General features: G+C 61.7%; 20 protein-coding genes and 2 pseudogenes. 16 read left to right on the top strand and 6 right to left on the bottom strand.

The features are described 5' to 3' along the window. Nucleotides 1-13: 13 nt before the first annotated feature. From AB4Z48_RS30280 to AB4Z48_RS30245, 8 genes and pseudogenes are all read left to right on the top strand, one after another. Entirely contained in the window at nucleotides 14-973 is a 960-nt protein-coding gene (locus AB4Z48_RS30280) for a PDR/VanB family oxidoreductase (RefSeq protein WP_441620845.1), read from the top strand. 12 nt (nucleotides 974-985) lie between these two features. Further along, nucleotides 986-2,047, top strand: coding sequence for a Rieske 2Fe-2S domain-containing protein (locus AB4Z48_RS30275; protein ID WP_441620843.1), 1,062 nt, complete (start codon nucleotides 986-988; stop codon nucleotides 2,045-2,047). 98 nt (nucleotides 2,048-2,145) lie between these two features. Continuing rightward, complete coding sequence (locus tag AB4Z48_RS30270; protein ID WP_441620841.1) at nucleotides 2,146-3,147, top strand: ABC transporter substrate-binding protein; 1,002 nt, start codon at nucleotides 2,146-2,148, stop codon at nucleotides 3,145-3,147. Between the two features lie 87 nt (nucleotides 3,148-3,234). After that, nucleotides 3,235-4,038: a hypothetical protein gene (locus AB4Z48_RS30265; RefSeq protein ID WP_441620839.1), complete on the top strand. Its 804-nt coding sequence runs from the start codon at nucleotides 3,235-3,237 to the stop codon at nucleotides 4,036-4,038. A gap of 52 nt (nucleotides 4,039-4,090) precedes the next feature. Continuing rightward, nucleotides 4,091-5,293 carry a formaldehyde dehydrogenase, glutathione-independent gene (gene fdhA / locus AB4Z48_RS30260; RefSeq protein ID WP_441620837.1) on the top strand — a complete coding sequence of 401 codons (1,203 nt, stop codon included), beginning with the start codon at nucleotides 4,091-4,093 and terminating at the stop codon, nucleotides 5,291-5,293. Between the two features lie 253 nt (nucleotides 5,294-5,546). After that, complete coding sequence (locus AB4Z48_RS30255) at nucleotides 5,547-7,085, top strand: 3-hydroxyacyl-CoA dehydrogenase (protein WP_441620835.1); 1,539 nt, start codon at nucleotides 5,547-5,549, stop codon at nucleotides 7,083-7,085. A gap of 982 nt (nucleotides 7,086-8,067) precedes the next feature. Next, nucleotides 8,068-8,250, top strand: a pseudogene (locus tag AB4Z48_RS30250) (response regulator transcription factor); the annotation flags it as partial. 99 nt (nucleotides 8,251-8,349) lie between these two features. After that, nucleotides 8,350-8,580, top strand: a pseudogene (locus AB4Z48_RS30245) (response regulator transcription factor); the annotation flags it as partial. A 277-nt stretch (nucleotides 8,581-8,857) separates the two neighbouring features. Here the strand turns inward: AB4Z48_RS30245 and ribA are convergent. Together ribA and ribBA are read right to left on the bottom strand one after the other, a co-directional pair. Then, on the bottom strand, nucleotides 8,858-9,526 hold the full coding sequence (gene ribA / locus AB4Z48_RS30240; protein WP_441620956.1) for a GTP cyclohydrolase II: 669 nt from the start codon (nucleotides 9,524-9,526) through the stop codon (nucleotides 8,858-8,860). A gap of 64 nt (nucleotides 9,527-9,590) precedes the next feature. Then, complete coding sequence (gene ribBA / locus AB4Z48_RS30235; RefSeq protein ID WP_441620833.1) at nucleotides 9,591-10,721, bottom strand: bifunctional 3,4-dihydroxy-2-butanone-4-phosphate synthase/GTP cyclohydrolase II; 1,131 nt, start codon at nucleotides 10,719-10,721, stop codon at nucleotides 9,591-9,593. 160 nt (nucleotides 10,722-10,881) lie between these two features. Here ribBA and AB4Z48_RS30230 point away from each other — a divergent pair, with 160 nt between their 5' ends. Further along, nucleotides 10,882-11,583 carry an aldehyde dehydrogenase family protein gene (locus AB4Z48_RS30230; RefSeq protein WP_441620831.1) on the top strand — a complete coding sequence of 234 codons (702 nt, stop codon included), beginning with the start codon at nucleotides 10,882-10,884 and terminating at the stop codon, nucleotides 11,581-11,583. 204 nt (nucleotides 11,584-11,787) lie between these two features. On the opposite strand, the gene AB4Z48_RS30225 is transcribed toward AB4Z48_RS30230, so the two are convergent. Continuing rightward, the gene (locus tag AB4Z48_RS30225; RefSeq protein WP_441620829.1) at nucleotides 11,788-12,759 is read right to left on the bottom strand and encodes a GlxA family transcriptional regulator; all 972 of its coding nucleotides are present in this window, start codon (nucleotides 12,757-12,759) and stop codon (nucleotides 11,788-11,790) included. On the opposite strand from AB4Z48_RS30225, the gene AB4Z48_RS30220 reads away from it, so the two are divergent. Both AB4Z48_RS30220 and AB4Z48_RS30215 read left to right on the top strand, forming a co-directional pair. Continuing rightward, the gene (locus tag AB4Z48_RS30220; protein WP_441620827.1) at nucleotides 12,719-13,579 is read left to right on the top strand and encodes an HD domain-containing protein; all 861 of its coding nucleotides are present in this window, start codon (nucleotides 12,719-12,721) and stop codon (nucleotides 13,577-13,579) included. The genes AB4Z48_RS30225 and AB4Z48_RS30220 overlap by 41 nt on opposite strands. Nucleotides 13,580-14,010: 431 nt before the next feature. Continuing rightward, nucleotides 14,011-14,964: a helix-turn-helix domain-containing protein gene (locus AB4Z48_RS30215; RefSeq protein WP_441620825.1), complete on the top strand. Its 954-nt coding sequence runs from the start codon at nucleotides 14,011-14,013 to the stop codon at nucleotides 14,962-14,964. 56 nt (nucleotides 14,965-15,020) lie between these two features. On the opposite strand, the gene AB4Z48_RS30210 is transcribed toward AB4Z48_RS30215, so the two are convergent. Then, a complete protein-coding gene (locus AB4Z48_RS30210; RefSeq protein ID WP_441620823.1) occupies nucleotides 15,021-16,058 on the bottom strand; it encodes a carbon-nitrogen hydrolase family protein in 1,038 nt (345 codons plus the stop codon). Nucleotides 16,059-16,628: 570 nt separating this feature from the next. Between AB4Z48_RS30210 and fusA the strand changes: the two genes are divergently transcribed. From fusA to AB4Z48_RS30185, 5 genes are all read left to right on the top strand, one after another. Further along, nucleotides 16,629-18,668: an elongation factor G gene (fusA, locus tag AB4Z48_RS30205; RefSeq protein WP_441620821.1), complete on the top strand. Its 2,040-nt coding sequence runs from the start codon at nucleotides 16,629-16,631 to the stop codon at nucleotides 18,666-18,668. Nucleotides 18,669-18,920: 252 nt separating this feature from the next. Next, nucleotides 18,921-19,946, top strand: coding sequence for a sigma-54 interaction domain-containing protein (locus AB4Z48_RS30200; protein ID WP_441620819.1), 1,026 nt, complete (start codon nucleotides 18,921-18,923; stop codon nucleotides 19,944-19,946). A gap of 174 nt (nucleotides 19,947-20,120) precedes the next feature. After that, on the top strand, nucleotides 20,121-21,482 hold the full coding sequence (locus AB4Z48_RS30195; protein WP_441620817.1) for an acyclic terpene utilization AtuA family protein: 1,362 nt from the start codon (nucleotides 20,121-20,123) through the stop codon (nucleotides 21,480-21,482). Between the two features lie 23 nt (nucleotides 21,483-21,505). After that, complete coding sequence (locus AB4Z48_RS30190; RefSeq protein ID WP_441620815.1) at nucleotides 21,506-21,826, top strand: DUF4387 domain-containing protein; 321 nt, start codon at nucleotides 21,506-21,508, stop codon at nucleotides 21,824-21,826. Between the two features lie 60 nt (nucleotides 21,827-21,886). Continuing rightward, nucleotides 21,887-22,894: a tripartite tricarboxylate transporter substrate-binding protein gene (locus AB4Z48_RS30185; protein ID WP_441620813.1), complete on the top strand. Its 1,008-nt coding sequence runs from the start codon at nucleotides 21,887-21,889 to the stop codon at nucleotides 22,892-22,894. A gap of 52 nt (nucleotides 22,895-22,946) precedes the next feature. Here the strand turns inward: AB4Z48_RS30185 and AB4Z48_RS30180 are convergent, their stop codons facing one another. After that, complete coding sequence (locus AB4Z48_RS30180; protein ID WP_441620811.1) at nucleotides 22,947-23,771, bottom strand: MetQ/NlpA family ABC transporter substrate-binding protein; 825 nt, start codon at nucleotides 23,769-23,771, stop codon at nucleotides 22,947-22,949. A 290-nt stretch (nucleotides 23,772-24,061) separates the two neighbouring features. Further along, nucleotides 24,062-24,473 (bottom strand): isochorismatase family protein (locus AB4Z48_RS30175; protein WP_441620809.1); only part of this gene is annotated, 412 nt, incomplete at its 5' end.

Raw genomic sequence — 24,473 nt, 5'->3', positions numbered from 1 at the left:
AGGAAGGTGTGACATGGGCGAAGTCATGGATCTCGTAGTCAAGCGGATGGCGGACGAAGCGGATGGGATCCGTTCGTTTGAGTTCGTGCGGGCCGATGGCGGTGTGCTTCCGCCATTCACGGCAGGTGCGCATATCGACGTGCACGTTCCCGGGGGGCCGGTCAGGCAGTACTCCCTTCTGAACGATGAACGGGAACGTGACCGATATGTGATAGCTGTATTGCGCGAGCAGGGAGGGCGCGGCGGCTCAAGGCGCATGCATGAGATCGTTCGTACCGGGACGCAGGTCAAGGTTGGGTGCCCACGCAACGCATTTGCCCTGGACGCGGGTTCTGCGCCGGCGGTGCTGATCGGTGGGGGCATCGGCGTGACGCCGTTGCTGGCAATGGCTAAACGGATGCATGCGAGTGGTCGCCCCTTCGTCCTGCATTTCGCAACACGATCGGTGGCGCGGACGCCGTTCCGTCGCGAACTGCAAGAGGCGCCATTCGCATCCATGGTCGTATTTCATCATGACGACGGCTCTGTGGCCCAGCGCTTTGATGCGCGACGTGCCATGGCAGATCTTGTGCCGGGAACGCATGTCTATCTTTGCGGCCCTGGAGGATTCATGGATGCTGTGGCCGCCGCCGTACGTGAGCGGGCGGACATTCACCTACACACCGAATACTTCGCGGCATCGCCGACGCTCACGCAAAGCGGTGGCGCCTTCGAGCTCGTCCTGGTCCGCTCCGGCATCAAAGCGATGGTGCCGGAGGGAACCAGTGTCGTGGAGGTCCTTCAGCAACACGGCATTCAGCCGGAGTTGAACTGCGAGCAGGGCATTTGTGGCACTTGCCTGACGAAAGTGCTGTGTGGCGACATCGATCACCGAGACCACTACTTGTCGCCAGGCGAGCGGGCGCGCGGTGATTGCATGCTGGTGTGCGTATCCCGCGGAAAACCGGATTCCACTCTGACAATCGACCTCTAAGGAGAAGAAAGAATGTTCCTCCCCATCAAGAACACAACACCCAACAGCCCGCGACCGGCCGATAGCGGCTTCACGGAGTCGGACTGGGCGATCCTTGCGTCATTCTGGCATCCGGTGGCCCTGTCAACGGAAGTTTCCGACGGCCCGGTTGGGGTGGAACTGCTCGACATCCCGGTGGTGCTCTACCGATCATGCGACGGCGTCAAGGCCGCGCGGGATTCATGCCCGCATCGGAGCGCAAAACTGAGCCTCGGGTCGGTCAAGGATGGCAATCTGGTGTGCGGATTTCATGGATTTGAGTACGACGCCGCCGGGACATGCGTGCGGATTCCCGCGCTGGCGCCGAACTTGCCGATACCGAAGAAGCTATGCCTCCAGAGCTATCTCTGCAAGGAGCGCTATGGCTTTGTCTGGGTGTGCTTGAGCAACGAGCCTCGTGCGGACCTTCCCGAGTGGCCCCAGGTGGAGAATGGTTCCGGGACGGTGGCAATTGTGCCGCCCAGTGTATGGGATACGTCCGCTGCCCGCCATATCGAGAACTTCAGCGATCTTTGTCATGTGCCGTGGGTGCACACCTCGACGTTTGGCGGCCCCGAGGTTGTGATCCCTCCCTACGAAGTCTCCGTGTCCGGCCTCAACCTGGCGTTCGAGACCAACGTGATTGAGCGGACTCGTTATGTCGAGGAGGGGCAAGGGTCTGCCGCAGATGAGCCGAGGTTCAATCGTGCCGTCTATCGCTATGAGACCACGCTGCCGTTCTCATGCACGGTACGGGTCCACCATCCGGATTCCGGCTCCGTCTATCGTGTATTCGACGTGGGTTCACCCATGACGGCATGGACCACCAAGATATTCCAGATTGTGGTCGATGAGAGCCGGAAATTTGATCCTCAAGCGCTGATCGAGTTCACCGAGCGGATCAATGTTGAAGACCTTTCGCAGGTGGTGGCCCAGTGTCCGCAAGCATTGCCTCTCGACCTGAGAAATGAGATCCACATACCTGCGGATCGCATGTCGGTCGAGTATCGCAGGGCCATGGTAGCGCTGGGCCTGGGGGCTGCGCAGCCAGACTGAAGTCGTCTTCCAATCCTTTACACACCTTCTTCCGGGGCCGCGTGAGCGGCAGACCTGGAGGGGTAGCTGCGTCGTGAAATTCTTGTCAGGAGGTTCCCATGAGAAAGCATCGGTTGAACGCAATGGTAGTTGCTGTTGGGCTGTTGGCGGGCGTCATGGGCACAGCCCGGGCCGCCGACAAGATCATTTATCAGCTCGGTTGGATACCCAGTGGCGCTAACGGCATCGAGTATCTGGGCAAGGCCGATGGTTACTTCAGCAAAGCGCAGTTGGATGTCGAGATCCGTAGTGGCAACGGGTCAAGCGATGCCATCACCAGGGTGGCGTCCGGTTCGGCGGATATGACGGCGGTGGGCATCGATGCGGTTTATGCCGCAATTGCGCAGCAGAAATTGCCGATCAAGGTGATCTACAGCATCTACAACAAGAAGCCGGATTCCATTCACCTGATCGAAAGCTTGCCGGTCAAGAGTCTGAAGGATCTTGCCGGCAAGAAGTTGGCAACCTCCGTCTATTCAAGCGTCAACGTGGTTTGGCCGCTGTTCCTGCAGAAGAACGGTGTGGATCCGGCCAGTGTGAAGCTGATGAAGGTCGATGCGGGGGCACTCGCACCGCTTATCGCCAGCGGTCAAGTGGATGGCGCCCTGGACTGGGTGACCAGCGCTCCGACAGCGGCGTCGGTCATGAAGGCGGCGGGGAAGTCCCTGCGCGTGCTTAAGTGGTYCGACTATGGATACGACGGGTATGGCTACGTCATTGTCGCAAACGAGCACTTCCTGAAGGAAAAGCCGGAGCTTGCGAAGCGCTTTCTCGACGCCTTCAACAAGGCCAGCGTCGCGGCCGTCGCGAATCCCACGGCGGTCGGCACGGCGATGGCGAAGATCGTTCCCGGGTTGGACGCAAAGGTGGCGGGCGAGGAGTTTGGCGCATCGGTGTCGTTGATCGACAACGAGATAAGCAAGAAGGATGGCCGCGGCAATTTCAGTCCCGAGCGCGTGAACGCAACGTGGGACTGGGTGGCGAAGTCGCAAGGCTTGTCGTCCAACGTCCTTGATCCAATGGTAGTCATCGATACCCGATATCTGCCGGGCGGCAGGTAGGCGCGGGCAGGCGAAATCCCCCAAGTTCCGGAATTCGCCTTGGGAGGCGAACACGGTTGAGCTCAGCTAACTAGAAAATCTGACGCCATGTGGAAACTGAAGAAAGCACCCCATGGGGCGCTTAAATGGACGACGGTCCTGGCACTCGCATCATTCTGCGCGAGTCCGCGCGCAGAGAATTACTCGCAGACCAATATCCAGTTCGCCTATGCGCCGAGCGATCCCAATGACTATGTCATGGGAACGGGCACCAATGGAAGCCGCGAGACCCTGCGATTCGAGCATTTTGGAACCTATGCCCTGGGTGATAACTATGTCCTGTTCGATGCCTACAGGGGCCGTGACCTTGGGCAGGATACTTCGAACCGTCAGAACTACTTTCTCTGGAATTCGCATCTGAGCTTGTCCAAGAGCACCGGCGCCAATCTGTCCTATGGCCCGATCCAGGATGTGCTGGCCATGGTGCGTGTGGAAGACGGCAGCTACTCGCACTACCGGGCGGTTTCCGCAGGCCTCAGCGTGTATTGGGATTTACCGTTCACAAAGGGATCGATGCTCGAGACTTCGATCCTTGCGAGGAAGAAGTGGTACACGGTAGGCCCCACCGATGTGCAGGGAACCCGGCCGCTGCTCCGCCTGTTCTTCCTGATTCCATTTCGCGTGGCAGGTCTGAACGCGACATTCAGCGGACCGGTCTACTTCAGCCCGATCATCGGCGGCGGGGTGGACATCTATCTTGAACCGGAAGTGTTCGTGAACTTTGGGCCCAAGGATGCGTTCGCGTTGGGCCTTCGCCTGGAGCACCACTCCGTCACTGGCAACAACGTTCTCAACAGCGCCGGCAACAAGTCTCGCACGACGCCGAATATCGTATTCCGCTGGAACTGGTAACCGGCCAAGTCACTGACCCACCGAGGTGGGTCGCATAAATATGGAGGCATCAATGAGTACCAATCGTGGCGTGGCCTATATCAGCCAAGGCGTTGTCGAAGTCCAGAACATTTCCTTTCCGAAACTTGAAGATCCCCGTGGCCGCCGAATTGATCACGGCGTGATCTTGAAGGTCGTCTCGACCAATATCTGCGGATCCGACCAGCATATGGTGCGCGGCAGGACCACCGCGCCGGAGGGTCTCATTCTCGGGCACGAAATCACCGGGGAGGTCGTGGAGGTGGGTCGCGACGTTGAGACACTGGCGCGTGGAGACATCGTCTCGGTGCCATTCAACGTCGCGTGCGGGCGTTGCCGGACTTGCAAGGAGCAGCATACCGGTGTCTGTCTCACGGTGAATCCGGCGCGTGCCGGTGGCGCGTACGGCTATGTCGACATGGGCGGCTGGGTCGGCGGGCAGGCAGAGTATGTGATGGTGCCGTATGCGGACTTCAATCTATTGAAGTTCCCTGACCGGGAGCAGGCGCTTAGCAAGATTCTCGATCTGACCTGCCTTTCCGACATCTTGCCGACGGGCTATCACGGCGCCGTCAGTGCCGGCGTGGGGCCAGGCAGTACAGTCTACGTCGCGGGTGCTGGTCCGGTCGGGCTAGCGGCAGCGGCATCGGCAAGACTGCTGGGCGCAGCCGTGGTGATTGTGGGCGATGTGAAGCCGGCACGGTTGGTGCATGCGCGCCAGGTCGGATTCCATACTGTGGACCTTTCGCTGGATGCCACGCTGTCCGATCAGATCGAGCAGATCCTTGGTGAGCCGGAGGTCGATTGCGCCGTTGATGCGGTCGGTTTTGAGGCGAGAGGGCATGGGCATGCAGGCGCGCAACAAGAGGCGCCCGCTACGGTCCTCAACTCGCTGATGGAGGTAACCCGCGCGGCCGGCAAGATTGGCATTCCTGGCCTGTATGTTACGGATGATCCCGGTGCGGTCGATTCAGCGGCAAAGCGCGGGGCGCTGAGCATCCGCCTTGGCCTCGGCTGGGCGAAGTCGCACAGCTTCTTCACGGGACAGACACCCGTGATGAAGTACAACCGCTCTCTCATGCAGGCCATTCTTTGGGACCGGCTCAAGATCGCGGAAGTGGTGGGTGTAGAGGTGATCTCCCTGGACGACGCTCCCAAGGGCTACGCGGCCTTTGATTCCGGCGCGCCAAAGAAGTTTGTGATCGACCCGCATCAGATGATTGCGAAGGCTGCTTAGGGAGGGCGGGGTGGCAGCAAAACGGAGGGCATCTTACGACGTCGCTTCACATAAACTGCCCCGGTCGTTGGCACTCCGGATTCCCACTAGACGGAAGATTCAGGCGCAACGGGCCACACTGTTGCGAAGTTTGTCTGCGCCGACGGCGGCGCCATGGGCACGCTCAATGCTTGCGGTTGCGAATACGGCGCGCAAGACCAGCTTTATTTGCACTCTAGGCCGAGCGAAGTGCAGGGAATATAAGTGATACGAGATGGTACTTGATCCAGCTTCACCAGAGCTCGTGCTAGCGATAGTAGGTACGGGCGCCATGGGCCGGGGCATTGCCCAGATCGCGGCACTGGGCGGGATCACTGTCCTGCTGTATGACGCACGGGACGGGGCAGCCGAGGAGGCGCGGGGTGCCGTGGCTAGCGCGCTGTCCCGCCTTTCATCGAAGGGGCGTTTGCCGGAGGAGGATGCCCATGCTGCCGCCGGGAGGCTGGTAACGGTCGATGTGCTCGATGACGTCAGACCTGCCCATATCGTGCTGGAGGCGATTGTCGAAGACCTGGAGGCGAAGCGGGCCTTGTTCCGCGCGCTGGAGGCAATCGTCTCACCCGGCTGCGTTCTCGCGACGAATACCTCTTCACTCTCCGTAACTGCTATCGCGGCCGCCTGCGCGCGGCCGGAGCGAGTCGTGGGTTTCCACTTCTTCAATCCGGTTCCGCTGATGAAGGTCGTCGAGGTCATCGATGGCGTCCGGGGCGATCGTGCGATTGGCGACGCCATGATGGGACTGGCGAAGCGCTTGGGCCACGCTCCGGTCCGCGCCAAGGATACTCCTGGCTTCGTGGTCAATCACGCCGGCCGTGGATTCGGCACTGAAGCGCTGCGGCTAATAGGCGAGGACGTTGCCACCCCATTGGAGATAGATGCGATCATGCGGGATCAGGCGGGGTTCAGGCTCGGTCCTTTCGAACTCTTCGATCTGGTCGGGCTCGACATTTCCGTGCCGGTGATGGAATCGGTCTACCGGCAATACTTTGACGAGCCGCGTTTCCGCCCATCAGTGCTGGCGACCCAGCGCCGCGCTGCAGGCCTGCTCGGACGAAAGAGCGGGGAAGGATACTACCGCTACGTCGAGGGTAGTCCGGTCCGGATGAAAGCGCAGGCGCTGCCGCAGGATCGGCCCAGCGCCGTGTGGATTAGTCCGGCGGATCCGGTTTTGGCTCAGCGAGCGGTCGATCTGTTCACCGCCTTGGGGACACCGCTGGAAAGCAGTGTTTGTCCCAGTGCGCAAGCGCTATGTATCGTGACGCCTCTGGGTGAGGACGTCAGCAGTTGCTGCGCACGGGAGCTATTGGATGCGAGACGCACAGTCGGGCTGGATCTCTGCTTTGATACTTCCCGACGGCGTACGTTGATGCTTTCCCCCGTGACGGACCCGGCTTTTCGGCGTGCGGCTCACGGTGCGCTCGGCTCCGATGGCGCGGGCGTGAGCATTGTGCGGGACAGCGTGGGGCTTGTGGCCCAGCGGATCGTGGCGACAATCATAAATATCGCTTGTGATATGGCACAGCAGGGGATCGCAACTCCGGCGGATATTGATAGGGCAGTTATGCTTGGTCTTGGCTATCCGATGGGGCCACTCACGTGGGGTGATCGTCTGGGAGCGCGTACGGTGCTGAAGTTGCTCGACAACATGATGCAACTGAGCGGCGACCCGCGGTACCGGCCTTCCCCCTGGCTTCGTCGGCGGGCACAACTGTCTGCCTCGCTGCATTCTGAAGAGCCGGCCTTGTCATACTGAACACCAGACAATCGCGAACGCTGAGTTGTGTAACGCCACTCACGGAGGCACCGTTCGCAATGCGGCTCGCGGTGGCATGCATATCTCGATTATCCCCGCCCGTCGTGCGACCCACGAATTCAGCGATGCAATAGAGAACGATCCCGGCGCTTCGCGATGAGGCCGAGCAAAGCTCCACGCTCCACATTCCACTCTTTGGGGCGAACACTGGCACCAGTGCGGGAACCATGGGTCATGGGGAAAACGTAACAAGAAGATGATTTCAGAGCAATTTAGGGACACGTTGCGCGTCGTGGCCGAACTGACCACGACGCAGTTCGAGGAGTTGCAGGCAACGATGGAAGGTATGCAGGCCAAAGACACCCATCATCCGGCCATCGGGATGGGACATGGGGGAAAGCTCGCGATTGTCAACAGGGAGGCGGCGCTTCCTCGAGCGTTGCAGACCAGGGGAGGCGTGATCCCTGGACGCGTCCATCCTGGGAGTTCAACCGGCTCCAGGCCTGCCGCCATGGACAGCTTGCCTTTCGTGGCCACATTCAGTAGCGCGAATTCGTCACTGGCAGCGACCGCCAACGATCCTCAGAAGGCCAGCTCCTTCCCGATCGTAGTGCGGGTGGATATGGCGGATGACGCAACTGTCGTTGCGCAAACGCCAGCAAGCGGATTCACACAGAATGCCGACGCCGTGGCGGATTCAGGCGTGTTCCCCGAGCAGCAATGCGCCGTCCTCGTTCTGCTGCTTGAAGTGTTGCCCGACAAGGTGGTAGCGCAGCATTTCTCCATGACGGAAAGGGCTGCCAAGGAGCACGACATTGCGGTCATCTGGCGGCTTGGTGTAACCAGGCGCAAGCAAGCCATTCTGATTGCAAAACGCCAACCGCTAGCACAGGCCCCAGGCTGTAAGCACTCGCGTACCAATCCCGGCGCACGGGACGACAACAGCCCCACTCGGCAGGTCGGGACAATCACTTCGGCGCCGCCCGCAGGGCTGGGTCTTACCCAACGCCAGGGAACGGTACTCAATTTGCTTCTCGAGGGATTATCCAACAAGCTCATTGCGCGCCGTCTCGGTCTGGCTGTAAACACGGTGAAGGAACATGTGTCTGCCATCTTGCAGCGGCTCGACCTGCGCTCCCGTGCTGAAGTAATCTCGCTCCTGGAACTGCGCGTGGGCGCCGAGCAGACGGGTGGCAGCTTGTCACTCACCGCCGCGCCGGCAGGCGTGCAGGATAGAACGACCGAATCGGCACAGCGTACCCAAATTACCCCGGAAGCCATGGGCCTGACCCAGCGCCAGGGCTCAGTCCTGATTCTGCTACTTGAAGGATTGCCAAATAAGGTCATCGCACGGCGCCTGGGCTTAACGGAGAATACGGTCAAGCAGCACGTGTCCGGCATCCTGCAGCGGCTGAGACTGCGAACCCGGACCGAAGCGATTTCGCGAATGAAACGCTACCATGTGCGACACATGGCAACGGTTGGCCAGCCTTGAGCATCGCCAGTTGCAGTCGACCCACCCTCCGCCGCCCCCAGTGTGGCCCGCGGGCACGGGTGTGTCGTCGGTGTGGATTCTGTCGGTTCACATCGCATACTGGCGAATGGTCTCGCCCCGCGGTCGCAGCAGCGCACTACTTGATGAATTGGAGGGGGATTGTGCGTGATCCCCTATCGCAGGCATTCGTCGATCACGCAGTTGGTCGGTCAACTGCAGCGATCGTGTCCGGCGCCGGACGCGTACGCCAGGTCTATGTTGGCATTAAGGGCTGCATCTACAGATGACCCATTTTCTCTCGCTTGGTCCGCAGGTAGCGCCGATTCTCGGCGTTCTCGGGAATGTGCAAGGGCACTTGTGCCAGGACATTCAGCCCGTGCGCAGCCAGGGCTGCCCGCTTCGTGGGATTGTTGCTGAGCAATCTCACTGTGCTGGCGCCAATGTCGAGGACAATATGGGCCGCCTCATCGTACGTGCGGGCGTCGACGGCGTGGCCGAGATGGGTATTGGCGTCGACGGTATCGAACCCCGCGTCCTGGAGCCGATACGCGAGGATCTTCTCCGCAAGTCCAATGCCCCGGCCCTCATGGCCGCGTACGTAGACAACGATGCCGCAGCCCTCGTCTGCAATACGACGGAATGCAAGCTGGAGCTGCTCACCACAGTCGCATCTGAGTGACGAAAATGCGTCGCCGGTCAGGCACTCGGAATGCACTCGGACCAGACATCCCGGTGTTTGTGCGGGATCTCCCATCACTAGCGCAATATGCTCCAGGCCGGTCGTGGTGCTTCGATATGCAATCGCCAGAAAGGTGCCGGTAGAGAGCGGTAGCCTGGCCTCGCCACAACGCTCGACCAGCCCGGTTGGCTTTGCGGATATGGCCGGAAACCGTAGCCTCCGGGCGTCGCGCAGTCTCTCCAGATGATGGTGCTCCAGCGGGGTCATGATGTCTATTTGTTCAGCGGCGGACATGCAAATTCTCTCGATGTTGGGGCGTATGGCGGTGGGGCTAGGCCGCCCAAAGGTTGGCTTTGGCTATCGCGGCCGGAGCTTCCAGAAACGACACCACCTCCAGCCCATAGCCGGCCATGCTTGGCAGACGCCGTGGGCTTGCCAGGAGCGTCATCCTGGCGATGTTCAGATCGCGCAGGATTTGCGCTCCAATGCCGTGCGTGCGCAGGTCCATTGGCTTTTGATCAAGCGCGCCACCGTCAGGCGCTGACATGTGCGACGCCAGGGCTTCCGGATCCTCGCCACAGTTCAAAAGCAGGGCGGCACCTCTCCCCGAGGCTTGCAGCTTTGCAAGTGCTCCCGACAGGGACCAGGAGTGCCGGTTGGTATTCACACTTAGAAGATCCATCATCGACATGGGTTCATGCACCCGAACGAGTACTTCGTCGGCAGCCGACCACTGGCCGCACGTTAGCGCAAGATGTGTTCCTCCGAGGTGGTCACGGAAGACGATGCAGTTGAACTCGCCCTGTGCAGTGTGCAGTATTTGCTCGGAGACTCGCTTGATCAGTGTTTCATTGCGGCTGCGGTACTCGATCAGATCTGCAATGGATCCGATTTTGAGACCATGCCTGCGAGCGAAGATCTCCAGGTCTGGCATGCGGGCCATGGTCCCGTCGTCGTTCATGATTTCGCAGATGACGGCAGCGGAAGAGCGGCCTGCCATCGCCGAAAGGTCGCAGCCGGCCTCCGTGTGCCCCGCCCGCACGAGTACGCCGCCGTCACGGGCCTGCAAGGGAAAGATGTGCCCCGGCTGAACGAGATCGCCCGGTGTTGCATCTCGTGCAACCGCTGCCTGCACGGTTCTGGCGCGGTCGGACGCCGAGATCCCGGTAGTGACGCCGCGGGCCGCCTCGATGGAGACCGTGAACGCGGTGCCGTGTGCAGCACCATTGCGAGTGGTCATCGGTGGCAGGCGCAGGCGCTGGCAGTGCTCGCGTGTCAGTGTCAGGCAGATTAGCCCGCGACCATGCTTGGCCATGAAATTGATGGCATCCGGGGTGATGTGGTCGGCGGCGATCACGAGATCGCCTTCGTTCTCTCGGTCTGCATCGTCGACCAGTATCACCAAGCTGCCGGCAGCGAGATCGGCCAGGAGTTCCGGGATCGTAGATAGAGAGGGGTTCATGGGTACTCTAGGTTGGGATTGCCGCTGTGCGGGCTTGTGGCCGGCGGTGAGTGTTGCTCTTGGCTTCTATTGAAGCGTCTCGAGTGGCACAGATCTAGCCAGATAATGGGCAAACGATGTCCGGAAATCCTCGGCACCACCCCGCCGATATCCGCGCCCTATGCTGAGCCTGCGCGATATCGAGGAAGTGCTGTTCGAGCTGAGCGGTGACCCTGCGTGCCAATGCCAAACGTTTGAAAAGTTCTTTGACAACAAGACGGCCGGCAACCCCAACTACACCTCGATCATCGATGAGCGTCAGTACAAACGCATCCAGAGACTGCTCGATGATGCGCGCGCCAAGGGCGCGCGCATCGAGTCATGCGGGCCGATGCCAGTTGGCAAAGAGCGAACGCTGCCGCTGCAGATCGTTACGGACGTCACCCCCGACATGCTGGTGATGACCGAAGAACTCTTCGGCCCCATCCTGCCGGTCGGCCCGTACGACACGATGGACGAGGCGATCGGCTTTATCAATGAGCACGCGCGGCCCCTGGCCCTGTACTGCTTCAGCCGCGACCGCGCCGAGCGCGACGATTTACTCGGCCGTACGCACTCGGGCGGCGTCTCGGTCAACGACTGGGGCTGGCATGTGGTGAATCACGACGCACCCTTCGGCGGCATCGGCAACTCGGGCATGGGCAACTATCACGGGGAAGAGGGCTTTCGCGAGTTGTCCCATGCCAAGACCGTGTTCAAGCGGCAGCGCTTCTTCCCCATCGACCTGTTCTATCCACCCTACGGAACGGTCATCCAGCGCCTGGTACTGCGGTTCTTCCTCGGCCGGGCCGATCCCGCTCTGGGGGCCTCGAACAAGCACTGAAGCAAGAGTACGGCCACGACGATATGGGCCGTCGTTGGCCAGCACGTTCGGTCCGGTGTCCACTTTCGGGCGCGGTGCGCTACCGCAATGCGCACGGGCGGGGCTGGGACGGCCGCGGCGCCATGCCGGACTGACTGTAGCGGGCGATCCGCGCCAGGCAGACGGTGGAACATTTCCGGGTGCCCATCGCGGGCCCGCAAGCACCTAGCTCGCTGCGCTATCCTTCGCGAAGCGTTCTGCGTAATTTTTTGGGGTCACCCCGAACCGACGCGTGAACGCCTTGCGTAGCACGTCAAAGCTGTTGTAGCCATAGCGCCGTGCGATTTCCTCCGTCGACCGCCCACCTAGTTCGAGCGCCCGGCACACTGCTTCGAGTCGGACGGCCTCGACGTACTTTGCTGGCGTAGTCTTCAGTTCTCGCTGGAAGGTGCGTATCAACGTCCTGACGCTGGTTGCGAGCCTATCTGCCAGGACTTCTACCGTAAGGCTCGCTTCGAGGTGCTCGCTGATCCAGAGGCACAGTTCATCCAGGCTTGAGCCGGCCGTGCGCTGGGACTGAAGGGCGACGCTGAATTGCGCCTGTCCGCCCGGACGTCGCAAGAATAGGACAAGATTCTTGGCGATCTCCAAGGCCACATTGTCCCCCATGTCTTCGCCGACCAAGGCAAGCGCAAGGTCGATACCCGCCGATACTCCAGCGGAGGTGTAGATGTTTCCGTCTTTCACCCATATTGGAGTCGGATCGACCTGCACCTTGGGATAGCGTTCGGCCATGCTTTGCGCCACACCCCAATGGGTCGTTGCCCTGCGACCATCCAGGAGTCCTGCTTCAGCCAATGCGAACGCTCCGACGCATATCGAGCATATGCGCCGCACTGTCCGCGCGCGCGTTCGGAGCCACTCCATGGTGGCCTTGTCCAGCTGATCTGATGATCTGAAGCCCGAAGCCACGATCAACGTGTCGATTGGCCTGTGTGCACGACGCTCCTGTTCAAGCGTCCTGTGTCCCTTGAGTCCAATGCCGGTTTCGCTCTCGATGTATATGTCGGCGCCCGCACAAACCAGTTCCAGTGCATAGGGTGCAGTTTTGCCCTCGTGAAGCCGATTCGCGAAGGCAAATACTTCCGCCGGGCCGATGACGTCGAGCGCATCGACGGGTGGCAATCCCAAGATCACAACTCGCCTCGGCATCGCCCCTGCACGCGGGCCGCGTGATGTCTTCCGTTCCCTCATCGAGGCCTCGCCTTCCGACCAAAAGCCCATTCTGGCACAAATCATCCAAAAACAGTCATTTTTGCCAACCCCGGGCGACCTACACTGGGAACCTGATCAACTTGATATTTGCGGAGGACATGTGGGCACACCTGTCATCATCGGGGGCGTTAGCGATCCCGATTCCGAGCTTACCCGTAAAGCTGCCTCGCTCGTCGAGCGCGTCCATTCCAAAGCGATGTGGGGTCACGTACACCGGACGTGGTGGTGGTCTGAATTCCTTGGTCAGAAGCGTGGGTTGAAGTATGACCGCGAGGCCGTCTACCTTGCCTCGTTGCTGCACGACCTGGGACTTACGGAAGAATTTGCTGCCGATCAACGCTTTGAAGTCGATGGCGCCGATGCCGCCAGCCGATTCCTGCTGGCGAACGGCTACGCGGAATCGAAGGCACAACTGGTCTGGGACGCGATCGCGCTTCACGCCAGCGCCGGCATCGCCGACCGCAAGGAGCCGGAAGTCGCTCTTGTCCACATGGGTGCCCATGTGGACGTCATGGGGCTCTGGATCGAGGAACTTACACCGTCCCTCATCGACGATGTCCTGCAACTCTATCCGCGTCTGGGATTCAAAGCCGCGTTTCAGGCGGCGCTAGCTGAAGTTGCACGGAAGAAGCCCCACACGGCAATTGGCACGGGACTAGCAGATATCGGACGTCGTCACGTGCATGGTTTCGAGATTCCGAACGTTTGCGACCTGCTCGACCACGCCCCTTTCGAAAGCTGAACCGCGGTCTTGCCGGAGAGGATGGCTCTCCGGCAGCTGAGACGCCGTCCTGATTCGATAAGCTCATTGTCGATTGCAGGTCACGAAGCGGCAATTATCAGCAGTTGCGGCGGCCATCCGCCGGTTCGTCGCCGAACTGTGACGCGGTGTCCTCAAGCCCAAATCACTTGGGGCTTGTTACCCGGTTTATTGAAATCGTCTGGCTGATGTCCCTTACCCCCCCCTCAAGCCTAATCCACGTCGCTTGAGGTGCGGCGGGTCAATACAGTTGGCCGTCCGCCGCAAGCGGTCCGCCGCGACGCACGCGTGGATTCCTGAAAGCATGTTGTGCGATGGCTGATTGCTCACCGGAAATGGCGTGCGCGGGCTTGTGCTGTTCAGCGAGTGGCATCAATCCAGGACTCACCGATGTCCTGTTCATGGGTTAGACGATGAAACGCACAAGTACCGATTCCGCACCTGTCGGCGAGCGGCTGGACTATTGGCGAGACGCTATCAGTCGCGCCTTCGTCAAGCTGGACGTTGACCCCGCCAAGCTCAATGGAGGGCGGCAGTTTTCTGGTTGCATCGCCCAGAGCGATCTCGCGGACATTGAACTTGCGGTGGTGAATTCCAGTGGCCAGCATGTGCGACGGACTTCGCGACTGATCCGGCAGACTCAGGAGGAACTGTTCCTGGTCAGCTTCCAATTGGCAGGTGAGGGGGAAGTACGCCAAGATGGTCGACGTGCGGTACTTGCAGCTGGCGATTTTGCGATCTATGACAGCACGCGTCCCTATGAACTCGTGTTCCGGGAGGACTTCGAACAACTGGTGGTGACGGTGCCACGCGACCGGCTGCGGGTGCGAGCACCGTCGGCGGAGCGGTTGACGGCCGTCGCCATTCGCGGCAGTCAAGGCATAGGGCGCCTGCTAGGGGAGTTGGTGGCGGGATTGCCAGAGCATGCAGAGGCGATGGCTGGTCAGACACAGGCGTCTGTTTCCGACGCCGTGCTCGATCTCGTCGCTGCGGCTCTTGCGACTTTGCCGGCTTCGCAGGCCGGATCGCTACCGACCTTGAAGCTGTTTCACTTGAACCGGATCAAGTCCTATATTCACGAACATCTATCCGACCCGGACTTGAGCATCAGCTCGATCAGCGAAGCGCTCGGTATGTCCGTCAGCTCACTGTATCGGGTGTTCGAGGTGGAACCGTGTTCGCTTGCCGAGTGGATCTGGGATCAGAGGCTGCAGGCATGTCGGGCGACGCTGCTCGACGTTGCCTGTTCCGGGTTAAGCATCAAGCAGGTCGCTCTGAGCTGGGGGTTCAACGATCCCGCACACTTCAGCCGCGCGTTCCGGAGGCGGTTCGGCCAAAGCCCGGCTGCGTTCCGCTCGCGCGACTAGCAGCCGGGCCGTCCAGTCCCTGTGAGACGGCTTGAACCGAGGCGTCGTTTGAACGCTCAGGCCTGTTCACCTTCTTCGAGCTCGGTATGCTCGACGGCCCGCATGCCCGCGGAGTTGCCGTTTGCGCTTTGGCTGGGCTTCGCATACACGACACGAGGCTTTGGATTGCGGTCCAGCAGCAGTTGTGTCACGTCAGGGCGAGAGTAATGCCCGGCCGGATCAGCAGCTGCCTTCGCGAGGGTGATGGCGGCCAGGTCAATGTCCGCATACAACAGCCCCTCCGCGTCCGCAGGCAGCGGATCGGCCAGCGACCGTCCGTCGGGACCGTAGATTTGCGCGTGGCCGCCCCCCAGCTTGAGGAGCGCTTGCTGCTCGGGTGTCTCGCAAAGCATGTCGATCATCTTTTGCGAAACCGTCGCGCACGGCGCAACCACGAAGCACTGGCCCTCGACCGCATACAACCGACTCGCGGCGTTGTTTACCTCTGGTCCGAGCGCGTAAGCCGCGTCGACGTAAAGGGAGAAGCTGGGCCAGGCGGCGATATGGACCTGCTCATTCTGAGCATACATCGCGTATTTGGTAAGTGGCTGAAGATGTTCCCAGCAGCAAAGGGCGCCAACCCTGCCGAGGTTGGTGTCGTGAACAGCCAGGTCACTGCCGTCGCCTTCGCCGAAGATCGCGCGTTCGACATGCGTGGGTTTCAGCTTGCGGCGCGTGGCAATGGTCTTCCCTTCAGGGCTCAGGATGGCCTGGGCAATGTACAGGCTTCCAGCGTCTTTCTCGCTGAAGCCAAGCACAACGGTGATGTTGCAACGCGATGCCGCTTGGGCGACGCGCTCAAACTGCACGCTGTCGATGACCATCGAATTGTCGTGGTATGCCTGGATGAATTTCATTCCCCAGATCGGCGCACCAAGCCAGGCAAACCACGGATAGCCAGGTATCCACGTTTCAGGGAAGGCAATGAGACTTGCGCCGCCTCGGGCGGCCTCTTCGATGAGCGCAATCGTCTTGTCAATGGTTGCCTCGAGATTCAGAAACTCTGGCGCCGCCTGGACAGCAGCTACCCGATAGCGGGGATGTTCAATGGGCATAGTGGTCTCCTGATGTGTGGTGCCCAAGCATAGGCGGAAAAGATCCGACTCCCTTGTCTGAGATTCCTGCCTGTCTTGTGCTGGCTTCTTGGGATGCCTTGCTTGCGTGGGCGAACTCATATCAGACTACGCAGCTATTCGCTGAGGGCTTTAGCGCTTCACTCGCACCGTCGTTCTATGCGGGGCCGCTGCGGAGCTCGTACGCGTTGCTGAAGTCCAATCCACAGCGGCTAAAGTGCGAGCAAACCCGAAGTGAGCAGAATGCATACATAACCTACGAATAGAACTGCACGGCTTGCAGTTTTGCCTGTGCGCTTCGCAGCCTCGCCTTCCGTCAGGGATCTGATCGCAACTGGCTCGGCATAGGACTTTCGGTCATCCATTCCGGCCAGGATTCACCTGCCGGATACTCGGGCTAGGGCTTGTCAGGCGCCAGACACTTGCTGACGAGTCCGGCATATCGCTGAAGGTGTGCGCAAACGGGAAGCGTTCATATAGATTACCCCGTATGGCACACACGTCCTTTTTCGCCAATAATGACCCCACATCCATCACTGGACGAGGGCGACCATGCGATACAGTCCCGATGCCATCCGCACCGTCGCCCTGGTCGGGCATGCCGGGTGTGGCAAGACATCGCTTGTCGAAGCGCTGCTGCACCAGGGCGGCGCCTTACACGCGCCCGGCAGCGTGGAGCGCGGCACCACGGTCAGCGATTTCGACCCGTTCGAGCGCAAATATCATCACTCGCTGAACTCTGCCGTCGTCCATCTGCACTATAGGGACACGCGCATCTATCTGCTGGATACTCCCGGATATCCGGACTTTTCGGGGCTGTCGATCAGTGTCCTGCCCGCTGTAGAGACTGCCGTCATCGTCATCAATGCACAGACCGGCATCGAAATGACCACCCGGCGCATGATGGCGTGGGCGGAGGAACGCAAGCTCTGCAGAATGATCATCGTGAACGGTATTGATGGCGAAAAGGTCGACCTTCCGGGGCTTCTGACGCAAATCCAGGCGACCTTCGGCATGGGATGCCTGCCCATCAATCTGCCGGCGCAAGGCGGCCGCGAGGTGGTGGATTGCTTTTTCAACCCTGCCGGCGACGCCGATTTCCTGTCTGTTGCTGCGGCGCACAACGCGCTGGTCGATCAAGTGGTCGAGATCGACCCAGCCCTGATGGAGCTATACCTGGAGCAGGGCGAGGCCATCAACCCGGAGCAGTTGCACGAGCCCTTCGAACGGGCGCTGCGCGAAGGTCATCTGGTGCCGATCTGCTTCACGTCAGCGGCCAACGGCGCCGGCATCGCGGAATTGCTCGATGTGTTCGTCCGGCTCCTGCCCAATCCCTTGGAAGGGAACCCGCCGCTCTTCTATCGCGACGCTGGCGGCCGCAAGGAAGTCGTGCGCGCCGAGCCGGTCGCGGACAGGCATGTGCTGGCCCACGCCTTCAAGATTGTCATGGACCCATACATCGGCAAAATGGCCGTGTTTCGCATCCATCAGGGCACGATCAGGCGCGATAGCCAGCTTTATATCGGTGACCGGCGCCAGCCATTCAGGGTCGCTCATCTCATGATGCTGCAGGGCAAGGAGCACGTGGACGTCACGCAAGCCGGGCCAGGCGATATCTGCGCCACGGCCAAGGTCGACGAGATCGGCTTCGATGCCGTGCTGCACGACGCCCCCGAGGACGGCAACATCCACCTGACCCCGCTCCACTTCCCCATGTCCATCTATGGTCTGGCGATCGAGCCTGCACGCCGAGGCAACGAGCAGCGCCTCTGGGAGATTCTGCAGAAACTGAGTGCGGAAGACCCGTGCCTGCGCATCGAACACCCGGCCGGCACCAACGAGACGGTGGTACGCGGCCTGGGCGAGTTGCACCTGCGCCTCATGCTGGAGCGACTCTCCGAGCAGTACAAGCTCGAGGTCGTGACACGGCCACCGACAATCGCCTATCGGGAAACCATCGGCACCAGCGCCGAGGGGCACTATCGCCACAAGAAGCAAACCGGGGGCGCCGGGCAATTCGGCGAAGTCATGCTGCGCGTCGAGCCACTGCCGCGAGGCACTGGTTTCGAGTTCGTCGACGCCGTCAAGGGCGGCGCCATCCCAGGCCAGTTCATTCCCGCCGTGGAAAAGGGCATCCTGCAGGTCATCGACAGCGGACCGCTTGCCGGCTTCCCGATGCAGGACGTGCGCGTCACCGTCTTCGACGGCAAGAGCCATCCAGTCGACTCCAAGGAAGTGGCATTCGTCTCCGCGGGGCGGAAGGCCTTCGTCGATGCGGTGCTGAAAGCCCAGCCCATCCTGCTTGAGCCTATCGTGGACATTGAGGTGATGACGCCGGAAGCGTCGATGGGTGACATCATCGGCGACCTGTCCGCCAAGCGCGGGCAGGTTCACGGCACACGCACGGCCGCCGGCAACGCCGTGGTCGTTGTAGGGCAGGTCCCATTGTCCGAACTCAACGACTATCAATCGCGCCTGAACGCGATCGCTGGCGGACACGGCAACTACAGCATTCAGATCAGCCACTACGATCCGACGCCCCCCGCCCAGCAGGAGCGCATGGCGTCGAAACACAAAGAAGCAGGGCGATAGCGGGGCCCGGCTCCAGCATTAGTACCGTCGGCCGGCCGTTAGCCGGATCTTGATTTGGCCGCCCTGACGGTCCGGCCGGCCCCGGCTTCGCTCGTGGTAGATTCCTTTCGCTGTCTTCACGCCTTTGCGGTGCAAAGCCGAGCGGGTGTTTGCCCTTGCACCGGCTCGCGAGTTGACAGCTTTCTGCGGCAACGGTGACACATTTACATCTGATACGGTCTACGGCTGCTGCTGCACGGCCATCCAATACACATGCATCCTCAATCGTCCGATCTAGTTGGTCATCATCCGTCCATCGTCGCGTTGCGCGACCTGGTGACGCGCGTCGCGCGCAGCCAGGCCCGCACGGTGCTGATTTATGGCGAGACCGGGACCGGCAAGAGCCTGATTGCCCGGATGCTCCATGAGCAGTCTGCCCGCGCCGCGCGCGACTTCATCGATATCAATTGCGCGGCGATTCCTGCCCAGTTACTGGAATCGGAACTGTTCGGCCACGAGCGAGGCGCATTCACCGGGGCCGTGGTCAAGAAGGAAGGGCTGATCGAGGCGGCCAATGGCGGCACGGTATTCCTGGATGAAGTGCGTGAGCTGGACCCGGTGATGCAGTCGAAGATCCTCACGTTGCTCGATACCCGACGGTTCCGGCGCGTGGGTGCGGTCAAACCGATCAGCGTGGACGTGCGCTTCATCGCGGCCACCAACAAGATCCTGCTGGGCGAAGTCAACGCAGGGAATTTTCGCGAGGATCTCTACTACCGCCTGCAAGTCATCGCCATCAATATCCCGCCGCTACGCGAGCGCGGCGACGACATCTTCCTGCTGGCCCATGCGGCGCTGGAACGCTACAACCTGCAGTACGGCAGTCGGATGCGGCATTTCGACCCCGAGGTGGCGCGCATCTTCCGCAGCTATCGCTGGCCGGGCAATGTGCGCGAGCTGGAGAACCTGCTCGAACGGATCTGCCTGCTGGAGGAGGGCGATACGGTGCTGCCCGGGCATTTGCCCGCGCGTATCCTGCGCGAGGTCTCCGGCGCTCGTGCCACGGAGAAGCTGCCCGCGCCGCGGGCCCGTGGCGACGCAGGCACCGATGTGCACGACAATCCGCAGGACGACGGCGGGCTCGACTATTCCACGGCGACGGCTCGCTTCCAGACCGGTCTGGTACGCGCTGCGCTTCGCCACGCCGACGGCAACATCGGCATCGCAGCGGAACGGCTCGGTCTGACGCGCCATGCATTGCGACACCAGATGATCAAGCTGGGTATCACCGATGCGTGAAAATCGCACGCGCTGCGTGTGAATCGCGCGTTAAATCCGCGCATGGTATTTTTGCGTTCCGTTTAGTGCGTTGATTTAAAAGGAGAATTGTCAATTCTTGAGTCTGGCATGGATTTCGCTGAAAGGGTTCCAGGACGGGCATCGGTGCCCGCGAACGCTCTGGAGACCTGACACATGCAGTCACTGAAGATCATCTGCCCCAACGGCCATCTTGGCTTTGCGCCGTTGCGCATCGCCAGCTTCGAACTGGGCGTGGAAGCCGGGCCGGACTACATCGCCGCCGACTCGGGCAGCGATGACGTGGGGCCAGTGCCGCTGGGGTCCGATACCTCGACCAGCCCCGAGGCATGGCAGCGCCACGACCTCGAGCAGATGCTGCTGGCATCGCGCAAGCTTGGCGTGCCGATGATCATCGGCTCGGCTGGCGATACCGGCACCAACAGCCGTGTGGACCTGTACGTTCGCATCATCCAGGACCTGGCCCGCCAGCACGGGCTAAAGCGCTTCAAGCTCGGCTACTTCTATTCCGAGGTGGACAAGGGCCTGCTGCGCGCGAGACTCGACGACGGCGATGCGATCACGGGGCTGGACGGCTTTGCCGACCTCACGCACGACGAACTCGCTGCCACCGAGCGCGTTGTCGCCATGGCCGGCGTGCATCCGTACGTCGAATTGCTGCGCCAGGGCGCCGATGTCATCATCGGGGGCCGCAGCTCCGACGCGGCCTTGTTCGCCGCGCCCGCGCTGCATCATGGCTTCTCGGCGGACCAGGCGTACTACCTGGGCAAGGTGCTGGAATGCGCGTCGTTCTGCGCGGAGCCTTATGGCGGCAAGGAGACCGTGATGGGCACGATCTCGCACGACGATGTGCGCGTCACCGCCATGCACCCCGAGCAGCGCTGCACCGTGGCGTCCGTGGCGGGCCATGCGATGTACGAGCGTTCAAATCCATACGACGAATTCGTGGCCGGCGGCCGCCTCGACATGCGCGACTGCCGCTACGAACAGGTGGACGAGCGCACCACCCGGATCACGGGGTCGCGCTTCCACGCTGACGAAGCGGTGCGCGTCAAGCTCGAAGGCTCTGGCAAGGTGGGCGAACGCTACGTGGGGCTGTGCGGCGTGCGCGATCCATACACGATCGCCAATATCGACCGCGTCATGGCATGGGCCCGGGAGCAGGTGCGACTGCGCTTTGGCGACGAAGGCTACCAGCTTCATTACAGCGTCTACGGGCGCGACGGCGTGATGGGCGAGCTGGAGCCGCTGCGCGACCGGCCCGGCCACGAGCTCGCCGTGCTGGTGCAAGGCGTGGCGCCCACGCGCGAGATGGCCGAGGAAGTGACCATGACCGGGCTGCGCCAGATGTTCTACGCGCGGCTGCCCGACGTGAAGGGCACGGCCGGATCGGTGTCGTTCCCGCTGGACGAAGTGCTGCACGCGAGCGCGGCTTACCGCTGGACGCTCAACCACACCATCGCCGTGCACGATCCGCTGGCGCTGTTTCCCACACACCTCGTCCACGCGGGCGTCTGATGCAAGCCATCCTGGAGCCGAATATGCCTACTCAGAAACTGCACGAACTGGCCAAGACCATCCGCAGCAAGAACGCCGGCGTGAACAAGATCACGTTCGACATCATCTTTCGCGAGGCGGCGCAGTATGAGCGCGTCAAGCGATCCCGCGCGATCACGCGCGAATCGATGGCCGCGCTGTACCGCATTCCGGTGGAGCGCATCTCCGATTTCGTCGAATACGATCCCGCGCTGGCCATCAAGTTCACGATCTATCGAAACCGCCCCAGCGGCTGCGCGGGCGATGGCGACATCTTCGGGGCCCAGCAGTACGCGCCGCTGCTGGACCTGGACGTGCCGGCCTGAGCGGCTCGCCCCCTTGAATGATGTCATTTTCATTTCCACGCTGATCCCGGAGGTGCCGTAATGCGCTGGTATCGAACGACGTATTTTGACATTGCAGGCCGTCTGCTGGCGGCGCTGCTGCTGGTTGGCGCGGCTGGGGCCGCAGGCGCCCAGACTTCTGCGCCAGCGGCGCCCGACGCGGTGCCGCCGCTGGTGCGGCTGGTGGTACCGTTCACGGCCGGCGCCAGCAACGATGTCATCGCTCGCGGTTTGGCCCAAGGTCTGGCTCGGCGCCTGGGCACGACCGTGATCGTGGAGAACAGGCCGGGTGCGGCCGGTGTGGTGGGGTCCAACTTCGTCGCCAAGTCACCGCACGATGGATCGGTGCTGCTGCTGACGTCATCCACGCTGCTGACCGCGGCGGCCACGCAACCGAACTCGCCGTACGACCCGCTCACGGCCTTTGCGCCGGTGGCCATGGTGGCCGATGGGCCGATGCTGCTGGCCGTGTCGTCGGCGATGCCCGCGCGCACGCCCGCGGAGGTGCTGGCCGCAGCGCGAGCCAAGCCGGGCAGCATCACCTATGGGTCCGCCGGCGTCGGCTCGCTGGGGCAGATGGCCACGGAACTGATGTGCGTGTCGTCGGGTGTCAGCATGATGCACGTGCCGTACAAGGGCGCGTCCAATGCGTTGATCGACCTGGCGGCCGGGCAGATCGACGTAATGATCTCCAACTACAGTTCGCTGGCCACGCTGATCAAGTCGGGCAAGGTGCGTCCGCTGGCCGTGACGTCGCACGAGCGCAATCCTGCGTTTCCGGATCTGCCGCCTCTGGGCGCATCGGTTCCCGGCTATGTGGCCGACATCTGGGTGGGCGTGCTGGCGCCGGCCGGCACGCCGGCGCCGCTGGTGGAACGGCTTAACCGCGAGATCGCGGCGGTGGCGACATCGGATGACCTGAAGGCGACGCTGGCCCAGGACGGCGCCCGGCCGTCCGCCGCCAGTGCGGACGTGTTCGGCAAACGGATGAAGCAAGAGCTGGCGTTGTGGAAACGGATCGCCACAGAGCGCAAGATCGTGGCGGAGTAGCGACCAGGCAGGGCATCGCGCTCGGGTGCCGCTGTATCCGTTTGTCGGTGGTTCAGAACGCGGGGATGATCGATCCCTTGAACTGCGCATTGATGAAGTTGCGCACTTCGTCGGATTGATAGGCCTTGACGAGCTTGCTCACCCACGGCTTGTCCTTGTCCTGAGGGCGCGCGGCAATCAGGTTGGCGTACGGGCCGCGTGCATCCTCAATGGCGATGGTGTCTTTCTGCAAGGACAGTCCCGCCTGGTAGGCATAGTCATTGTTGATCGATGCCGCCGCGAGGTCGGGCAGCGCGCGCGGCAGTTGGGCGGCGTCGAGTTCCACCAGCTTGAGCTTGCGCGGATTCTCCACCACATCGAGCGGCGTCGCGTTGACGCCGTTCTGGCCCACGCCTGCTTTCAGCTTGATCAGTCCTGCCTTCTGCAGCAATAACAATGCGCGGTTGCCGTTTGACGGATCGTTCTGGATACCGATCTTCGCGCCCTCCGGAAGTTCATCGACGCCGCGATACTTCTTGGAGTAAATCCCCAGCGGCGCAGTGATCGTCAAGCCAACCGGCACTATCCTGTAGCCGCGCGTCCTGATCTGGCTGTCGAGGAATGGCTTGTGCTGGAAGGCGTTCGCGTCCAGGTCGCCGGATGCCAACGCCTCGTTGGGCTGCAGGTAGTCGTTGAACACCACCACATCGATCGTCAGGCCGTCGCGGGCGGCCACCTTCCTGACCAGGTCGAAGATCTGCTCCTGGTTACCGGCCGAGATGCCCACCTTGATCTTCGTCTTGTCCGGCGCACCTTGCGCCAAGGCGGATCCGATGCCTGCGACCACGCCAATGCCAACCCCAAGCGCCACGATGAGGGCGCGCACCCGCTTGTTCATAGTTATGGTCCCCGAATGGAAATGAGCCGGAAGCGGGCGCTACGCGTGACCAGCATGTCCCGCGCAGCGCCCGCATTGCCGACGGTGGCTCATTGTCGGGGGCGGGCGAATCGGCGCAAAGGAAGGAATCGGTATGACGTTAGTCGTGCGGCGCTGGAACAGCCGCGTCGCCGGTGGCGGCTTCAGAAAGCCAAGACCGCGCTGCGCCGACAGGAACTCGCCAACCACCGCGCCGATCATTTGCATGGTGCCGAAAGCTTCAGCAAGCCTTCGGCACCGACTGGAGGTGATTAGTGCTCGATCACCGGCGCATGCACAGGCGCGATCGATTCGTGCGTGGTTGCCGTACGTTGCGCAGCCTTGTGCACCATCGTGTAGGCATAGTCGATACCCATGCCGTACGCGCCAGAATGTTCCTTGGCCAGGCCGGTCACGGCATCGTATGTGTCGCGGTTCTTCCAGTCGCGCTGCCATTCGAGCATGACCTGCTGCCAGGTCACCGGCACCACGCCGGCCTGGATCATGCGCTGCATGGCGTAGTCGTGGGCTTCCTTGGTCGTGCCGCCCGAGGCATCTGCCACCATGTAGATCTCGTAGTCGCCTTCGAGCATGGCGCTCAGTGCGAAGGTGGTGTTGCAGACTTCGGTCCAAAGCCCGGCCACGACGATCTTCTTGCGGCCGTTGGCGGCCAGTGCCCAGTGC

It is taken from the genome of Cupriavidus sp. 2TAF22, from assembly GCF_052115045.1.
GTDB lineage: Bacteria > Pseudomonadota > Gammaproteobacteria > Burkholderiales > Burkholderiaceae > Cupriavidus.
Note: the sequence above shows the minus strand (reverse complement) of the source record. Positions and strands in the feature narration are given on the sequence as shown.

What these genes read in the sequence shown, in the direction of transcription:
- AB4Z48_RS30280 (WP_441620845.1), top strand. Translation starts at nt 14, where the DNA reads ATGGGCGAAGTCATGGATCTCGTAGTCAAGCGGATGGCGGACGAAGCG.
- AB4Z48_RS30275 (WP_441620843.1), top strand. Translation starts at nt 986, where the DNA reads ATGTTCCTCCCCATCAAGAACACAACACCCAACAGCCCGCGACCGGCC.
- AB4Z48_RS30265 (WP_441620839.1), top strand. Translation starts at nt 3,235, where the DNA reads ATGTGGAAACTGAAGAAAGCACCCCATGGGGCGCTTAAATGGACGACG.
- fdhA (WP_441620837.1), top strand. Translation starts at nt 4,091, where the DNA reads ATGAGTACCAATCGTGGCGTGGCCTATATCAGCCAAGGCGTTGTCGAA.
- AB4Z48_RS30255 (WP_441620835.1), top strand. Translation starts at nt 5,547, where the DNA reads ATGGTACTTGATCCAGCTTCACCAGAGCTCGTGCTAGCGATAGTAGGT.
- ribA (WP_441620956.1), bottom strand. Translation starts at nt 9,526, where the DNA reads ATGACCCCGCTGGAGCACCATCATCTGGAGAGACTGCGCGACGCCCGG.
- ribBA (WP_441620833.1), bottom strand. Translation starts at nt 10,721, where the DNA reads ATGAACCCCTCTCTATCTACGATCCCGGAACTCCTGGCCGATCTCGCT.
- AB4Z48_RS30230 (WP_441620831.1), top strand. Translation starts at nt 10,882, where the DNA reads ATGCTGAGCCTGCGCGATATCGAGGAAGTGCTGTTCGAGCTGAGCGGT.
- AB4Z48_RS30220 (WP_441620827.1), top strand. Translation starts at nt 12,719, where the DNA reads ATGACGTCGAGCGCATCGACGGGTGGCAATCCCAAGATCACAACTCGC.
- AB4Z48_RS30215 (WP_441620825.1), top strand. Translation starts at nt 14,011, where the DNA reads ATGAAACGCACAAGTACCGATTCCGCACCTGTCGGCGAGCGGCTGGAC.
- AB4Z48_RS30210 (WP_441620823.1), bottom strand. Translation starts at nt 16,058, where the DNA reads ATGCCCATTGAACATCCCCGCTATCGGGTAGCTGCTGTCCAGGCGGCG.
- fusA (WP_441620821.1), top strand. Translation starts at nt 16,629, where the DNA reads ATGCGATACAGTCCCGATGCCATCCGCACCGTCGCCCTGGTCGGGCAT.
- AB4Z48_RS30200 (WP_441620819.1), top strand. Translation starts at nt 18,921, where the DNA reads ATGCATCCTCAATCGTCCGATCTAGTTGGTCATCATCCGTCCATCGTC.
- AB4Z48_RS30195 (WP_441620817.1), top strand. Translation starts at nt 20,121, where the DNA reads ATGCAGTCACTGAAGATCATCTGCCCCAACGGCCATCTTGGCTTTGCG.
- AB4Z48_RS30190 (WP_441620815.1), top strand. Translation starts at nt 21,506, where the DNA reads ATGCCTACTCAGAAACTGCACGAACTGGCCAAGACCATCCGCAGCAAG.
- AB4Z48_RS30185 (WP_441620813.1), top strand. Translation starts at nt 21,887, where the DNA reads ATGCGCTGGTATCGAACGACGTATTTTGACATTGCAGGCCGTCTGCTG.
- AB4Z48_RS30180 (WP_441620811.1), bottom strand. Translation starts at nt 23,771, where the DNA reads ATGAACAAGCGGGTGCGCGCCCTCATCGTGGCGCTTGGGGTTGGCATT.